Annotated in this window: 15 protein-coding genes; 2 read left to right on the forward strand and 13 right to left on the reverse strand. The window is 72.3% G+C overall.

What is annotated here, in order from left to right; all coding sequences use genetic code 11:
* Positions 1 to 108 precede the first annotated feature (108 nt).
* The 12 genes from ACZ6JT_RS05475 to ACZ6JT_RS05530 all read right to left on the reverse strand — a co-directional run bounded on the left by ACZ6JT_RS05475 (position 109) and on the right by ACZ6JT_RS05530 (position 12,351).
* Positions 109 to 1,284, reverse strand: coding sequence for a polyprenyl synthetase family protein (locus ACZ6JT_RS05475; protein ID WP_469207422.1), 1,176 nt, complete (start codon positions 1,282 to 1,284; stop codon positions 109 to 111).
* Positions 1,281 to 2,660: a hydroxysqualene dehydroxylase HpnE gene (gene hpnE, locus ACZ6JT_RS05480; RefSeq protein WP_469207424.1), complete on the reverse strand. Its 1,380-nt coding sequence runs from the start codon at positions 2,658 to 2,660 to the stop codon at positions 1,281 to 1,283. The genes ACZ6JT_RS05475 and hpnE overlap by 4 nt, the downstream gene beginning before the upstream one ends.
* Positions 2,657 to 3,058 carry a hypothetical protein gene (locus ACZ6JT_RS05485; protein WP_469207426.1) on the reverse strand — a complete coding sequence of 134 codons (402 nt, stop codon included), beginning with the start codon at positions 3,056 to 3,058 and terminating at the stop codon, positions 2,657 to 2,659. The genes hpnE and ACZ6JT_RS05485 overlap by 4 nt, the downstream gene beginning before the upstream one ends.
* Positions 3,058 to 3,978, reverse strand: coding sequence for a presqualene diphosphate synthase HpnD (gene hpnD, locus ACZ6JT_RS05490; protein ID WP_469207428.1), 921 nt, complete (start codon positions 3,976 to 3,978; stop codon positions 3,058 to 3,060). Before hpnD ends, ACZ6JT_RS05485 begins: the two co-directional genes overlap by 1 nt.
* 44 nt (positions 3,979 to 4,022) lie before the next feature.
* Positions 4,023 to 4,952 carry a squalene synthase HpnC gene (gene hpnC, locus ACZ6JT_RS05495; protein ID WP_469207431.1) on the reverse strand — a complete coding sequence of 310 codons (930 nt, stop codon included), beginning with the start codon at positions 4,950 to 4,952 and terminating at the stop codon, positions 4,023 to 4,025.
* 364 nt (positions 4,953 to 5,316) lie between these two features.
* The gene (locus ACZ6JT_RS05500) at positions 5,317 to 6,099 is read right to left on the reverse strand and encodes an ABC transporter ATP-binding protein (RefSeq protein WP_365469074.1); all 783 of its coding nucleotides are present in this window, start codon (positions 6,097 to 6,099) and stop codon (positions 5,317 to 5,319) included.
* Positions 6,092 to 7,021, reverse strand: coding sequence for an ABC transporter permease (locus ACZ6JT_RS05505; RefSeq protein ID WP_469207433.1), 930 nt, complete (start codon positions 7,019 to 7,021; stop codon positions 6,092 to 6,094). Before ACZ6JT_RS05505 ends, ACZ6JT_RS05500 begins: the two co-directional genes overlap by 8 nt.
* A 94-nt stretch (positions 7,022 to 7,115) precedes the next feature.
* Entirely contained in the window at positions 7,116 to 7,988 is an 873-nt protein-coding gene (locus ACZ6JT_RS05510) for a glycosyltransferase family 2 protein (RefSeq protein ID WP_469208213.1), read from the reverse strand.
* 8 nt (positions 7,989 to 7,996) lie between these two features.
* On the reverse strand, positions 7,997 to 8,776 hold the full coding sequence (locus ACZ6JT_RS05515) for a CDP-alcohol phosphatidyltransferase family protein (protein WP_362797907.1): 780 nt from the start codon (positions 8,774 to 8,776) through the stop codon (positions 7,997 to 7,999).
* A complete protein-coding gene (locus tag ACZ6JT_RS05520) occupies positions 8,754 to 9,815 on the reverse strand; it encodes an iron-containing alcohol dehydrogenase family protein (protein ID WP_469207436.1) in 1,062 nt (353 codons plus the stop codon). Before ACZ6JT_RS05520 ends, ACZ6JT_RS05515 begins: the two co-directional genes overlap by 23 nt.
* A complete protein-coding gene (locus ACZ6JT_RS05525; protein WP_469207438.1) occupies positions 9,803 to 10,555 on the reverse strand; it encodes a phosphocholine cytidylyltransferase family protein in 753 nt (250 codons plus the stop codon). Before ACZ6JT_RS05525 ends, ACZ6JT_RS05520 begins: the two co-directional genes overlap by 13 nt.
* A complete protein-coding gene (locus tag ACZ6JT_RS05530) occupies positions 10,552 to 12,351 on the reverse strand; it encodes a DUF5941 domain-containing protein (protein WP_469208215.1) in 1,800 nt (599 codons plus the stop codon). The genes ACZ6JT_RS05525 and ACZ6JT_RS05530 overlap by 4 nt, the downstream gene beginning before the upstream one ends.
* A gap of 501 nt (positions 12,352 to 12,852) precedes the next feature.
* Here ACZ6JT_RS05530 and ACZ6JT_RS05535 point away from each other — a divergent pair.
* A complete protein-coding gene (locus ACZ6JT_RS05535) occupies positions 12,853 to 14,106 on the forward strand; it encodes a GNAT family N-acetyltransferase (protein ID WP_469208218.1) in 1,254 nt (417 codons plus the stop codon).
* A gap of 166 nt (positions 14,107 to 14,272) precedes the next feature.
* Positions 14,273 to 14,872 (forward strand): isopentenyl-diphosphate Delta-isomerase, encoded by a 600-nt coding sequence (idi, locus tag ACZ6JT_RS05540; protein WP_030712872.1) that lies wholly within the window; start codon positions 14,273 to 14,275, stop codon positions 14,870 to 14,872.
* A gap of 63 nt (positions 14,873 to 14,935) precedes the next feature.
* Here the strand turns inward: idi and ACZ6JT_RS05545 are convergent, their stop codons facing one another.
* Positions 14,936 to 15,430 (reverse strand): ATP-binding protein, encoded by a 495-nt coding sequence (locus ACZ6JT_RS05545; RefSeq protein WP_469208220.1) that lies wholly within the window; start codon positions 15,428 to 15,430, stop codon positions 14,936 to 14,938.
* Between the last annotated feature and the right edge of the window lie 125 nt (positions 15,431 to 15,555).

Genomic DNA, 15,555 nt, shown 5'->3' on the forward strand with positions numbered 1-15,555 from the left:
GAACAGTGTCCTCTGCTGTGCTGGGGTCTGCCGTCGGCCGGTGCACGCCACGCTCAGATGGCGGCACCGGCCGGCGACTCGCGATTCATATCCGCTGTCGGGTGGCGATCACCTCTTGCGCACGACGACGAAGTCGGCGAGGTCCACGAGCTGTTCGCGCACGCGCTGCGGCATGTCGACGTCGTCGAGGGCCCGGATCGCGATGGCGTGCTGGCGGCGTGCCTCGTCGGCGGTCCACTGGCGGCCGCCGGCCTGCTCGATGAGCGCCGCGCGGGCCGCGAACTCCTCCTCCGAGAAGTTCTCGAAGTCACTGGCCTTGGCGTCCGCGGCGAGCAGTTCGGCGAGCTGCTCGGAGGCCGGGCCGCCGGCGGCGAGGGCGGCGACCACCGGCAGGGACTTCTTGCGCTGGCGCAGGTCGCTCCAGGTCTGCTTGCCGGTGGCGTCCGGGTCGCCCCAGATGCCGAGCAGGTCGTCGACGGCCTGGAAGGCGAGGCCCAGGTGGTAGCCGTACTCCTCCAGCTTGTCGGCCGTACGGTCGTCCGCGCCGCCGAGCACCGCGCCGATGGACACAGCGCAGGCGAGCAGCGCACCGGTCTTGTTGCCCTCCATCTCCAGGCACTCCTCGACGCTGACGCGCTCGCGGTGCTCGTAGGAGATGTCCTGTGCCTGGCCGTCGATGAGCTTGCGGCTGGCGGTGGTCAGCCGGCGGGTCGCCCGGCCGGCCTCGACGGTGCCGAGCTCCAGCAGCACCTCGTTGGCGAGGGCGAAGAGGGCGTCGCCGACGAGGATCGCGAGGGCGGGTCCGTGCACCTTCCACACCGTGTCGCGGTGGCGGCGCTGCTCGTCGCCGTCCATCAGGTCGTCGTGCAGCAGCGAGAAGTTGTGCACGAGCTCGACGGCGACGGCGCCCGGGATGCCGACTTCGGCCGCGGCGCCCGCGGCCTCGGCGGAGAGCAGCGCGAGGGCGGGGCGCACGGCCTTGCCGCCGTCGCCGTCGGCCGCGTTGCCCTGGGCGTCGATCCAGCCGAAGTGGTAGGCGGCGACGGTGTCCATGGGCGCGGCGAGCCGGTCCACGGCGGCGCGGAGCGCGGGGGTCGACAGTGTGCGGCCGCGCTCCAGGAGGGCGAGCGTGTCCGCCTTCTCCACGCCCCTTCCGGCCGTGCCCGCACTGGCATCCGTGTTCTCGACGGCCGGATTCCCCGGGTTCACTGGCTCTCCTCTTGTTCCTGTACCTGCTGTGCCGGTGTTGCTGGTCGTGCTCGTCGTGCTCGTGGTGATCGTCATGCCGCCTCCTGCAGAGGGTGGTCGCGGTGGCGGCCGAGCGCGGCGAGTGCGGCGTGCGCCGCGCTCATTCCGCTCCGGACGGCGCCCTCCATGGTCGCGGGCCAACCGGTGGCAGTCCACGCACCGGCGAGGTAGAGCCCCGGCGTGTCGGTGCGCGCCCCCGGGCGCAGCCGGCCGACCCCGGGGGTGGGGGCGAAGGTGGCCGTCCGCTCCCGGGTGACGAAGAAGTCCCGCACTTTGGCGCCCCGCGCGGCGGGGAGCAGCCGCTCCAGTTCGGGCAGGTACTTGGCCCGCAGGACCGAGACGGGCTCGTCGATGTCGTCCTGTGCCGCGGACTGCGAGAGCGCCAGGTACTGGCCGCCGTCGGGGAGTCCGGAGGACTGGGTGCGGTCGAAGACCCACTGCACCGGGGAGCCGAGTGCGGCGAAGAAGGGCTGCTTGAGCACCTTGCGCTCGTAGACGACGTGGACGTTGAGGATGGGCGCGGTGCCGATGTCGAGCAGCTTGTCGGGGTCGGCGAGGGCGCCGGCCGGCAGCAGTCCGTGCGCCTCGCGCTGCGGGACGGCGAGGACGACGGCGGCGGCGTCGAGGGACTCGTCCTCGGTGTCGACCCGCCAGGTGCCTTCGGGGGTACGGGAGACGCCGGTGACCCGGGTGCGCAGCTCGGTGCGGACGCCGGCCGCGTCGAGGGCCTTGCGGGCGAGCCCGTCGTGCAGGTCGCCCAGCGGGACGTGGGCCCAGCCGATGTCGGCGGCGCCGTTCTCGGAGAGCAGGCCGGTCTTGAAGACCATGGCGGCCAGGCCCAGCGAGGACTGGCCGGCGGTGGCGTTGAGGGTGGCGATGCCGACGAGGTCCCACAGGGCCTCGATGGCGCGCGGGCTCTGGCCGTAGCGACCGAGCCAGGTCGCGAAGTCCAGGCCGTCCAGGGCCGGGTCGGCGGGGTCGAGGCGGCGCAGCGCGAGGGCGGCGCGGCCGACGCTCGCGCGCTCGGCGAGGGACAGGTGCGGGTAGCGGGCCAGCGACCCGGCCAGGTGCAGGGGCACGGGCAGGGCGCTGCGGCGCAGCCGTCCCAGGCGCGGGCCGCCGGGGTGGGCGACGTCGAGGACGGGTACGTCGAGCCGGTCCTGGAGCGGGGCGAGGGCGGTGCCTTCGACGCGGTCGAGGAACCACCGGTAGGCGGTGCAGCACCGCAGGTAGACGTGCTGGCCGTTGTCGACGTCGAGGTCGCCGCGCTTGAAGGAGAAGGCGAGCCCGCCGAGCCGGGGGCGGCCTTCGAGCAGGGTGACGCGCAGCCCGGCGTCGGCGAGTTCGAGGGCGGTGGTGACCCCGGCGAGGCCGCCGCCGACGACGACGGCGTGGTGTTCGGTGCCGGTCATGCGCCCTCCCCCGTGGTGCGGCGGCCCTCCGGGCCGGCCGGTCGGTCCTGCGCGGACGGGGCCGCCGCGCGTGCGGCGGCCCGCCCGGCGCGGCCGGAGCCCGCGGGAAGAGACGCGCCCGCCGTCGCGGTGGTTGCCCCGGCGCCGTCCCGGCCGGGACGGCCCGCCGGGCTGGCGGTCCCGTCCGCGCGGCGCGCGCTGACGGACGCCCGCGTGCGGTGGGCCCACGCAGCCCGGTGCGCCCCGGCGGCGGCGGTCACCGGGGCGTCGGTCGTGCCCGGGCGGCGCGGGGAGCCGGGCGCACTCGTGCGGTCGGCCCGTACGGCGCCGTGCGGCTCGGCCGCGCATGCCGGGTACCCGCCCGGGGCCGTCGCCGGGGTCCGGGTGGTGGGAGCCATCAGGGCCGCCTCCGCGTGCTCTGGCGGGAGATGGTCCGTGCGTCGAGGCCGGACAGGCCGCGCACGGCGACGTACGCCTTCTCGTGGGGCGGCAGCGAGACGCGGCCCCGCAGCACCGCCTCCGGTTCCCGCTCGATGCGGTCGAGGAGGCGGCGGTAGATGCCGGCCATGGCGGCCACGCAGGCACCGCTGCGCCGATCGAGCATCGGCAGCAGCCGGTATCCCTCGACGAACAGGGCGCGGGCGCGCCGGACTTCGTGGTGGACGAGCCCGGCGAAGTCGGAGCCGGCGGGCGCGCGGTCGCCGTGGAAGCCTTCCGAGCAGCCGAACTTGGCGAGGTCCTCGGCGGGCAGGTAGGTGCGTCCGTTGCCCGCGTCCTCGCGAACGTCCCGGAGGATGTTGGTGAGTTGCAGGGCGAGGCCGAGGGTGTCGGCGTACTCGGCGGCGCGCCCGGAGTCGGCCGCGCCGGCCGTGGTGCCGAAGACGCCGAGCGAGAGCCGGCCGATGGCCCCGGCCACGCAGCGGCAGTAGACCTTGAGGTCGTCCCAGGTCTCGTAGGTCTCGCCGCGGACGTCCATCAGGACGCCGTCGATGAGTTCGTCGAGGCCGCCGAGCGGGATCGGGAAGCGGCGGGCGGCGTGCGCGAGGGCGACGGCGACCGGGTCGGTGTCGTCCTCGTCGATCTCCTCGGCCACGATCCGCCCGAGCAGGGCGCGGGTCTCCTCCAGCCGGGCCAGCTTGGCCTCGGGCGCCAGCGTGCCGTCGCCGATGTCGTCGACGCGCCGGGAGAAGGCGTACAGCGCCGACATCGCCTGCCGCTTGTCGGCGGGCAGCAGCCGGATGCCGTACGCGAAATTGCGCGCCTGTGAACCGGTGACGGCCTCGCAGTAGCTGTAGGCCGCCGAAATAGGTGCGGACATCGCAGCCGGTGCGGACGCGTGTGTGGGGCCCTCCACGGTCGGGCTCACCCCTTTCTCGGCGCTGTGCGCAGGACGGCGGCAACCTCGCGGAGCAGGCCGCTCTTGGTGGGCTTGGGCGGGCCGGGGAGTACGTCGAAGCCGGCGGCCGTGACGGCTCGCAGGGCTGCGCGCCCTCCTCCCACGAAACCCGCGAGCAGCAGCCGGAGTCTGCCGTGCACGCTACCCACGAGCGGGGTGCCTTCATTCAGCAGTTCGCGTGCGCGCTCGGTTTCGAATGCGACCAGGGAGCGTACGGACGCGCCGGCGGACGGGGCCGCCAGGTCGGCCTCGCTCACGTGGAAGCGCCGCATGTCCTCGGCGGGCAGGTAGATGCGGTCGTTGCCGAGGTCCTCGGCGACGTCCTGGATGTGCTCGACGATCTGCAGGGCGGTGCAGACGGCGTCGGAGCGGCGGACGCGCTCGGGGGTGCTGGTGCCGGTGAGGGAGAGCACGAGGCGCCCCACCGGGTTCGCGGAGAGCTCGCAGTAGCCGACCAGGTCCCCGTAGGTCTCGTAGCGGGTGACCCGCTGGTCCTGCCGGTTGGCCTCGATGAGCCCGAGGAAGGGCTCGGGGGTGAGGCCGTGGGCGCTGACGACGGGCTGGAGGGCGAGCAGCAGCGGGTGCCGCGGGGGGCCGTCCGTGCCGCCGAACACGCGGCGCAGGTCGGCCTCGAAGGCGTCGAGCATGGCGAGCCGGTCGTCGGCGGCGGCCGGGTCGAGGCCGAGGAGTGCGGCGTCGCGTCCGCCGGGTGCGAGGTCGCCGTCGCCGATGTCGTCGACGAGGCGGGCGTATCCGTAGACGGCCGTCAGTCCGTCGCGCCAGGCGCGCGGGAGGAAGGCGGGGGCGACGGGGAAGTTCTCCGCCGCCGCCTTGTCGAGGGTGGCGCTCACGTGGACCGTGTCGGACGGGGGCCGGATGCCGTGCGCCGCGGTCACCGCCCGCCGCCCGGGGCGGGGACGGCCGTCGTGCCTGGGGGCCGGAGAATTCCCGTAGCCATTGCCGTCACATCTCCCGTTCTACACTGCCGACCCAATACATCCTATTTCGGACACGCCGCCGGGGGTTTGCCCGGGGCTGCCCCAGGGCCGTTCACCTGCGGGGAATCGTCCCCTCTTGCCGCGATTCAGGACCGCTTCAGCTTACGCTGTAGAACGCCGCGGAGGCCTCTGGGGTATTCGCTCCGGCGTCGAATGTCGCAGCGGAATGCGAAAGCACACCGAAGGCCCCCACCACGCACGGCAGCGGGGGCCTTCGAAAGGAGCGGACGAGCGCCGCGCGGGGCGCCCTGCGACCCGGAGGTCAGCCGTTGGAGGCCTTCTCGTAGGCCGAGACGACTTCCTCGGTGGGCCCGTCCATCAGGAGCTCGCCCTTTTCCAGCCACAGCACCCGGTCACAGGTGTCGCGGATGGACTTGTTGTTGTGGCTCACGAGGAAGACCGTGCCGGCCTTCTCCCGCAGTTCGCGGATGCGGTTCTCCGAACGCACCTGGAAGCTGCGGTCACCGGTGGCCAGTGCCTCGTCGATCATCAGGACGTCGTGGTCCTTGGCCGCCGCGATGGAGAAGCGCAGTCGCGCCGCCATGCCGGACGAGTAGGTGCGCATCGGCAGGGAGATGAAGTCGCCCTTCTCGTTGATGCCCGAGAAGTCGACGATGCCCTGGTAGCGCTCCTTGATCTGCTCGCGGCTCATGCCCATCGCGAGACCGCCGAGGACGATGTTGCGCTCACCGGTGAGGTCGTTCATCAGCGCCGCGTTGACACCCAGCAGCGAGGGCTGGCCGTCGGTGTAGACCTTGCCGGCCTCGCAGGGCAGCAGGCCCGCGATGGCGCGCAGCAGGGTCGACTTGCCGGAACCGTTGGAACCGATCAGGCCGATCGCCTCGCCGCGGTACGCCGTGAAGGAGACGCCGCGCACGGCGTGGACCCGGCGGACGCCGGGGGCGTCGCCCTTGCCCCGGCGGATTATCTTGCTCAGCGCCGCGGTGGCGCTGCCCTTGCCGGAGCTGCCGGTGTTGACCCGGTAGACGATGTGGACGTCGTCGGCGATGACGGTGGGGACGCGCCCCTGGGAGTTCTCAGCCACGGCCGTAACGCTCCTCAGCCTTCCAGAAGTACACGAATCCCCCGAGGCCGATCAGGACGGCCCAGCCGACCGCGAACGCCCATACGTGCGGCGGCAGGTTCTCCGCGCCGTAGTTGTCGATCAGCGCGAACCGGACCAGGTCCATATAGATCGCGGCCGGGTTCCACTGGAGCACGTCGGCGATCCACTGGGGCTTGTCCTCGAGCATCGTGCTGATGGAGAACATGACGCCGGAGGCGTACATCCACGTGCGCGTGACGAACGGCATCAGCTGCGCGAGGTCGGGGGTCTTGGACCCGGCCCGCGCGAAGATCATGGCGAGGCCGGTGTTGAAGACGAACTGCAGCACCAGCACCGGGATGACCAGCAGCCAGGACAGCTGCGGGAAGTTCCCGAAGCAGATGACGATCACGAACACGACGATCATCGAGTACAGCAGCTGCTGGAGCTGCTGCATCGAGAAGGAGATCGGCAGGGAGGCGCGCGGGAAGTGCAGCGCGCGGACCAGCCCGAGGTTCCCGGGGATCGCCCGGACACCCGCCATCAGCGAGCTCTGGGTGAAGGTGAAGACGAAGATCCCGATCACCAGGAAGGGGATGTAGACCCCCGGCGGCATGCCGCGGTCCGCCTCCAGGATGAGCGCGAAGATCAGCCAGTAGACGAGCGCGTTCAGCAGTGGGGTCGCCACCTGCCAGACCTGGCCGAGCTTCGCCTGGCTGTACTGCGCGACCAGCTTGGCCCGGGAGAAGGCCATGATGAAGTGGCGCCGTCCCCAGAGCTGGCGCACGTACTCGCCCAGGCGGGGCCGGGCACCGCTGACGGAGAGGCCGTACTTCCTGGCGAGCTCCGCGGCGCTGAGCCCCGCGTCGTCGGACGGCGGCCTGCTCGTGGCGAGGGCGCCGTCGTGGGTTGTGTCACTCACAAGTTGAAACTTTCGTCTTCAAGATGCGGCCAGGTGGGCATCAGGCTGGTGGCGCGAGGCCCGTGATCGCGCCATGTTCCCAGACGCGGGCCGGTCAGATGACAGGTGGTCGGCCCAGGCGGGTCAACCGCCAGACCGTACGCCATCTCATGGGGCGGCGGGGTCCGCAGGGAGTGGTCCATCCCTCACGGAATCCGCCGAACCAGGCCTTGAGCGCCGGCGCCGAGGGCCTGCGTACGAGCGTCAGCAGGAGCCAGACGCCCAGGTAGACCGGGACCAGCGGAGCGGGCAGGTTGCGGCGGGCGAGCCACACCCGGTTACGAGCCACCATACGGTGGTAGACGGCGTGCCGGGAGGGGGCGGTGGTCGGATGCAGCAGGACCATGTCCGCCCGGTAGTCGATCAGCCACCCGGCGTCGAGCGCCCGCCAGGCCAGATCGGTCTCCTCGTGCGCGTAGAAGAACTCTCCCGGCAACGCCCCGACCTGCTCGAACACCTTCGTGCGGACGGCGTTGGCGCCGCCCAGGAAGGTGGTCACGCGGGAGGAGCGCATCGGGTCCGAGGCGCGCAACCGCGGTACGTGGCGGCGCTGGGTCTCGCCGGTGTCCGGATCCGCGATCCGGAAACTGACGATCCCGAGTCGGGGGTCCTCCGTGAAGGCCTGGCGGCACAGCTCGGCGGTGTCGGTGCGCTCCAGCAGCCCGTCGTCGTCCAGGAAGAGCAGGGCGTCCACCTCGCCGCCGCCGGGGCCGAAGGCCTCGATGCCGACGTTGCGGCCGCCGGGGATGCCCAGGTTCTCGGGCAGCGTGATGCTGCGCACACCCTCGGGCAGACCGGTGACCTCGACGCCCTGGCCCACCACGACGACCTCGACGGGGTCGCCCTCCTGGCGGGCCACCGAGTCGAGGAGCGCCTTGAGCTCGTCGGGCCGGTTGCCCATGGTGATGATGACGGCGCCCAGCCGCATCGGGGCGGTCACTTGAGCCTGCTGGAGGCCAGGATCGACACCAGGTGCAGCACGGTCTGCAGCACCGCGATGGCGGCCAGGACGGCCACACCGACGCGGGACCAGTACAGGTCGCCGCGCATCTGGTCCAGGACGGCCAGCACCAGGATGAGCAGCGAGGCCTCGATGCCGAGGACCAGGCGGTGGAACTTGAGCGCGGCGGCGGCCCGGCGGGCGAGCGCCATGCCGGACGAGCGCGGCTCGGCCGCCGCGTCCTTGACCACCGGCTTGCCGGCCTGGTGGCGGGCGACGCCGACCAGGTCGGTCTCGGCCTTGATCAGGATCGCGCCGAGCGCCGCGAGGGTGCCCAGGAAGGCCCAGAGCCAGTCGATCCGCCCGGTGCCCCACAGGTCGGCCGCGCGCAGCCCGAAGCCCACGAGGACGGCCGCGTCGCACAGGTAGGCGCCGACCCGGTCCAGGTACACGCCGGAGAGCGAGAACTGCTTCTTCCAGCGCGCGACCTCGCCGTCGACGCAGTCGAGCAGCAGGTAGAGCTGGACCGCGACCACGCCGAGGACGGCGCCCGGGATGCCCGGGACCAGCAGGGCCGGGAGGGCGAGGACACCGGCGAGGGTCATCACGTAGGTCAGCTGGTTCGGCGTGACCTTGGTGGTGACCAGGAGGCGGGTGATGCGCAGGGAGATCTCGCGCATGTAGAGGCGCCCGCCCCAGTGCTCGCCGCTGACCCGGTCCTTGACGCCCGCCGGGTGCACGACGGGCCGGAGTTCAGCTACGGATGGTCTTGGCATAGTCGGCGTAAGCGTCCCTGATCTCGGCGGCGGACAGGTTGAGGTGCTCCAGGATCGTGAAACGTCCCGGGCGGGTCTGGGGGGCGTACTCGACGGCCGTGACGAACTCGTCGACGCTGAAACCGATCTCCTCCGGCGCCACCGGCAGACCGTGCCGGCGCAGCACCTCGGTGATGAGGCCGGACTGCTCGGCGGCCCCGCGCAGGTGCATGGCGAAGGCGGCGCCGATGCCGACCTGCTCGCCGTGGAGCGCGGAGCGCCCCGGGTAGAGCAGATCGAAGGCGTGGCTGATCTCGTGGCAGGCGCCGGACGACGGGCGGGAGTCCCCGCTGATCGACATGGCGATGCCGGAGAGCACCAGCGCCTCGGAGAGCACGGTGAGGAACTCGTCGTCGCCGCAGCCGCCGGGGTGGCGCAGCACGGACTCGCCGGCGGTACGGGCCATGGCGGCGGCCAGGCCGTCGACGGGCTCGCCGTTGGTCCGGTGCGAGAGCTCCCAGTCGGCGATCGCCGAGATGTTGGAGATGGCGTCGCCGATGCCGGCGCGGATGAACCGCACCGGGGCTTCCTTGATCACGTCGAGGTCGATGACCATGGCGATCGGGGTCGGGACGCCGTAGGAACCGCGGCCGTTGTCGTTGTCCAGGATGGACACCGGCGAGCAGATGCCGTCGTGCGAGAGGTTGGTGGCGACGGCCACCATGGGCAGGCCGACCCGCGCCGCGGCGTACTTCGCCACGTCGATGATCTTGCCGCCGCCCAGGCCCACGACGGCGTCATAGCGGCGGCCCTTTATGTCGTCGGCCAGCTTGACCGCGGAGTCGATGGTGCCGTCGACGACCGCGTACCAGTCGGCGTGCGGCAGCACGGGCTCCAGCTTGGCGCGCAGCGCCACGCCGGAGCCTCCGCTGATCGCGATGGCCAGCTTGCCGGAGGCGGAGATCCGCTGGTCGGCCAGGAGGCCGGCCAGGTCGTCCATCGCCCCGCGACTGATGTCGACGACGACAGGCGAGGGGATGAGCCTCGTCAGTACTGGCATGCGATCGTCCGGCCCTTGGCGAGGTCGTCGTGGTTGTCGATCTCGACCCACTTGACGTCGCCGATGGGGGCCACGTCGATGGTGAAGCCGTCGTTGACGAGCTGCTGGTAGCCGTCCTCGTAGTAGAGGTCGGGGTCGCGCTCGAAGGTGGTCTTCAGGGCGCCGGCGAGCTGCTCGGCGGCCTCGGGCTCGATGAGGGTGACACCGATGTACTCGCCGGTGGCGTCGGAGGGCTCCATCAGCTTGGTGATCTTCCGGACGCCCTTGCCCTCGGCGGTGACGACCTTCATCTCCTCGTCGGCCAGGTTCTTGACCGTGTCGAGGGCGAGGATGATCTTCTGGCCGTTGCCGCGGGCGGCGAGCAGGGTCTTCTCGACGGAGACCGGGTGGACGGTGTCGCCGTTGGCGAGGATCACGCCCTGCTTGAGGACGTCACGCGCGCACCACAGGGAGTAGGCGTTGTTCCACTCCTCGGCCTTGTCGTTGTCGATCAGCGTGATCTTGACGCCGTACTTGGCCTCCAGGGCCTCCCGGCGCGCGTACACGGCTTCCTTGCGGTAGCCGACGACGATCGCGACCTCGGTCAGGCCGACCTCGGCGAAGTTGCCCAGCGTCAGGTCGAGAACCGTCAGGCTCTCCTCGTCACCCTCGGGGCCGACCGGCACGAGCGCCTTGGGCAGGGTGTCGGTGTAGGGACGCAGACGGCGTCCGGCACCGGCAGCGAGTACAAGGCCGATCATGCTGGTTCTCCTTCGTCATGTACGGCGGGTGCTCCGGAGGAGACCCAGAATCGGATGCTCTCGACGAGCACCACGAGTGCCACGAACACGGCCGTGGCCGTGAGCGCGACGGGGAAGTCCGCTTCGCGCGACGCGAGGACGGCCGCCAGGACCGTGAGCAGCAGGACCCGGCCTTCGTGGCCGCCGATCGTCCGCACCAGCCAGTGCGGGGGCGCGCCGGTGCCGCCGCGGATGCGGTACACCGTGTCGTAGTGATGGTAGGCGACCGCCGCGATCAGGCCGAACGCCGCCGGAAGGGCACCGGGGACGTCCGCCTTGGCGGCGAGGATCAGCACGGTGGTGTACTCGGCGGCCCGGAAGACGGGCGGGATCAGCCAGTCGAGGGCGCCCTTGAGGGGCACCATCACCGCGCCGGCCGCGAAGAGGGCGTAGAGGCCCGCGGCCGCGACGGTCGTCCAGCTGCCGAAGGGCTGCCACCAGGCCGCGAAGAGCAGCTGCGCCGCCGCCAGTACCGCGACGGCGAAGGTACCCGGCGACTTCGCGCGCAGGAGGAACAGCGTCCGGTCGATCAGCTCCACCAGCGGGCCCGAGTCTGCCAGGTCGGCCAATGCCCGGGCCGCGCGGTCGGTGCGGGTCGCCTTGCGGGTCAGGGAGCGCAGGACTCGGCCGGCGGTGGTGTAGAGCGCGCCGAAGGCGCAGCCGACGAGGAGGGCGTAGAAGACGATCCGGGGGGTGGTGAGGGCGGTCAGCACCGCGATCATCGCCCAGCGCTCGCCGATCGGCAGGATGATCATCCGCCGGACCCACACGGTCCAGCCGACGCTGTCCAGCCGGTCCGAGAGCGCCGCCGTGGGACTCGTGTTGGCGGTGGCGTCGTGGTTGGCCTCGTTGAAGGAGAAGTCCACGACGTGCCGGCAGGTCATGAGGATCATGGCGCCGACCGCCAGGGCCCAGACGTCGTCGCCGTTGCGGGCGGCGCCGAGCGCGAGGCCCGCGTAGAAGGAGTACTCCTTCGCGCGGTCGAAGGTGGCGTCGAGCCAGGCGCCCATCGTCGAGTACTGGAGCGAGTAACGGGCGAGCTGCCCGTCGGTGCAGTCCAGGACGAAGGAGACGAGGAGCAGTACGCCGGCCGCCACGTAGCCCCAGCGCTCACCCGTGGCCGCGCAGCCGGCCGCGATCAGCGCGGTGATCAGCGAGGCGGTGGTGACCTGGTTCGGGGTGAGGCCGCGGCGCGCGCACCAGCGGGCGATGTAGCGCGAGTACGGGCTGATGAAGAAGGTGGTGAAGAAGCCGTCGCGGGACTTCACGGCGGTCCGTAGGCGGACGGCCTCGTCGTCGACGGCGGCGACGGCGGCGGTCGCCGCCTCCCGGTCCGCAGGGCCGGCGGGGACCGTGGCGACGAGCGTGCCGAGCTCGGGGCGCTGGACGGCGGTCCCGGCGGCCTCGACCGAGGCGGCGAGCCGGTCCGCGTACGGGCCGGCGCCGTCGGCTGCGGCGCCGGTGGCGAGAGCGGCGGCCTTGTCGAGGGCGTCGCGGCCGCCGGGCAGGACGGCGAGGGCGCCGGTGACGGCGCAGGCGTCGAAGCGCGGATCGGTCAGCGCGAGGCGCAGCGCGTGCAGGTGCCCGACGAAGGCGCTGTCCACGACGGCCACCCGCTCGTCGGCGGGTACGGCGGCCAGTGCGGCGGCGGCGTCCTCGGGACCGGTGGCGGGGCGGACCTCGAAGCCGAGGGAGCGCAGCTCGTCCGAGAGCGGTGATCCGGGGACCGGCAGGCCGGTGAGGATGACGGTCGGCAGACGAACTCACTCCTTGTAACGGATTCCGGACGGTCGCCCGGTGGCGCGGCGGCACGTCGGCAGAGGCTATCGGATGAATGGAAGCAGGGGTTCATCACCCGTTTAAGCCCCGACGAGCCGAATATGGCGGCCCGGGGCCGGGTCGCGATCATCATCGGTGATCACGGCGCGGTACCACAAACGGCGCCGGTGTTACGGTGGACACGCCCCTGAACGAGTCGAGTGGAAGTGGAAGAGGTGGGTTGATGACCGTCGTAGTGGTCGCGGCCATGCGCAGCGAACTCCGGTGCATCCCCCTTTCCCCTTTCCTCCGGGCATCCGGCCGGGCCTGATCACACAGCTGGGCCTCGTCGGCCGGAGCCCCCGTTCCAAGGGTTCACGTTGACCGACAAGAACACCTCCACCGACAGCGACGCTTTCACCGACGCCGACACCTTTACCGGCGACGCCTTTGCCGGCGACGCCTTTGCCGGCGATGCCTTCAAGGAAGCCTTCTTCGCCGTGCACCGCGGCCTGCCCCGGCAGGCTCCGGGCTCCGACGCGAGCACCCGCCGGCTGCTGTCCCTGTGCGGACCGCTGCCCGAGCGGCCGCGCGTCCTCGACCTGGGCTGCGGTCCGGGCCGCAGCGCCCTGCTGCTCGCCGCCGAGGCGGGCGGTGCCCGCGGCGCCGAGGTGACCGCCGTAGACCTGCACGCCCCCTTCCTCGAAGAGCTCCGCACGGCCGCCGCGGCCCGCGGGCTCGCCGGCCGCGTCCGCACCGTCGAGGCGGACATGGGCGCCCTCACCGGCGAGGACTTCGAGGACGGCTCCTTCGACCTCGTCTGGGCGGAGGGCTCCGCCTACATCCTCGGCTTCGACGCCGCGCTCGCGCGGTGGAAGCGGCTGCTCGCCCCGGGCGGCACCCTCGTGCTGACCGAGTGCCAGTGGACGGTGCCCGAGCCGTCCGCGGGCGCCCGCGCCTTCTGGGACCCGCACTGCGCGCTGCGCACCACCGCCGGCAACCTCGCGGCCGCCCAGGCCGCCGGGTACCGGGTGATCGGCGTGCACCACCTGCCCGACTCGGACTGGGCCGAGTACTACGAGCCGCTCGCCGAGCGGGTCCGCACCCTTTCCGGCGCCGCCGGCGCCGACGCCCCGGCGATGGCCGCGGCCCTGGCCGGGACCCGCGAGGAGCTCGCCGTACGCGAGCGGCACGGGCACGAGTACGGGTACACGGGCTACGTCCTGCGCCCGGTGACGGCCGGGGACGGCGACGCCTGGCCCACCCGCCCGGAGACCGCGGCCGACGTGGCCGCCGTACGGGAGGTGAACCTGGCGGCCTTCGAGACCCCGCTGGAGGCGGACCTCGTGGACGCGCTGCGTACGGAAGGTGCCTGGCTGCCCGGGCTGTCCTACGTGGCCGAGGCCCCGGACGGGTCGGTGGCGGCGCACGCCCTGCTCACCGCGTGCGAGGTCGACGGGGTACGGGCGCTCGCGCTCGCCCCGGTGGCCGTCGCTCCCGCGTTCCAGCGCTCGGGCGCGGGCAGCGCCGTCGTACGGGCCCTGCTCGCGGCGGCCCGCGAGCGCGGGGAGTCCCTGGTCCTCGTGCTCGGGCATCCGGAGTACTACCCGCGCTTCGGTTTCACCCCGGCGTCGCGGTTCGGGATCCGGGCGCCCTTCGAGGTCCCGGACGAGGCGGTGCTGGCGCTGGTGCTGGACCATTGCGTTCCGGTACCGGCGGGCACGATCCGGTACCCGGCGCCGTTCGGGGTCTGACGCCCGCGCGACGTCAGGTGATGTCGCAGGTGATGTCGCAGGTGATGTGATCCGCCCCTCGTCGCCTAGCACGCGACGGGGGGCGGACATGCGCGGATCTCCGAAGTGGGGACAAGCCTCTTTTGTACGGCAGACTGAAGGCCGAAGTCCGAAGCGAAGGATGGGTATGCCGACCACACCAGCCACCGCCGCGAACAGCGCGTCCAACGGCACCGGTACTCAAGAACCGATCATGCTCGAACTGGTCGACGAGTCCGGCAACACCATCGGCACGGCGGAGAAGCTCTCCGCCCACCAGGCGCCCGGGCAGCTGCACCGGGCGTTCTCGGTGTTCCTCTTCGACGAGCAGGGCCGTCTGCTGCTCCAGCAGCGGGCCCTCGGGAAGTACCACTCCCCCGGCGTCTGGTCGAACACCTGTTGCGGTCACCCCTATCCCGGGGAGTCGCCGTTCGCGGCCGCGGCCCGGCGCACCCACGAGGAGCTGGGGCTGTCGCCCTCGCTGCTCGCGCAGGCGGGGACGGTGCGCTACAACCACCCGGACCCCGCTTCGGGTCTGGTGGAGCAGGAGTTCAATCACCTGTTCGTGGGACTCGCGCAGACCGCCGTGCGGCCGGATCCGGAGGAGGTCGAGGCCACTGCCTTCGTCACCGCCGAGGAGCTGGCCAAGCGGCACGCCGAAGTGCCGTTCTCGGCCTGGTTCATGACCGTGCTGGACGCGGCGCGGCCCGCGATCCGCGAGCTGACCGGCGACGCGGCCGGCTGGTAGTCCGGACGCCGTCCCGCCGGAGGCCGTCCCGCTGTGGGCCGTGCCGTCCCGCTCGTCCGGCGCTCAGCCGGCGGTCGGCGGGGCGGCGAGCGGCAGGGCGGCCCAGATGACCTTCCCGCCGGTCGAGGTGTGCTCGACGTCGCAGACCCCGCCGGCCTCCCGCGTCACCTCCCGTACGAGGAGCAGGCCCCGGCCGCCGGTCTGGCCGAAATCGGCCTCCAGCGCCTTGGGCCGGTACGGGTGGTTGTCCTCGACCGCCACCCGTACCCACTCGCGGCCGATCGCGACCTCGACCGCGACCTCCGGCGAGAGGAGCGCGGCGTGCCGGACCGAGTTCGTCACCAGTTCGGAGACGATCAGGAGCAGGGAGTACACGAGGTCCTGGTGGGCCGGCACTCCTTGGCGCCCGAGCAGGTCCCGGACGGCCCGGCGGGCCTGCGGAACGGATTCTTCTACCGCGGGCGCCGTGAACCTCCAGACGCCCTCGTACGCGAGGGGGTCGGCCGGAGCCTCCGGCGCCCCCTCCCTGGCTGGCGGGACGCTCCCGCTGACATCCATCTTCCGTCCCCCGTCTTCACGCTCGATCGTCTCCACGCGTCAAGAGTGGGGACCGGGCTGGTCCGGGCCGGACCGCTGACCAGAAGTCAGCGTCATTCGGGCACATTCTGACCGCTGGCGTATGA

This window comes from Streptomyces sp. NPDC046308, from assembly GCF_055588065.1.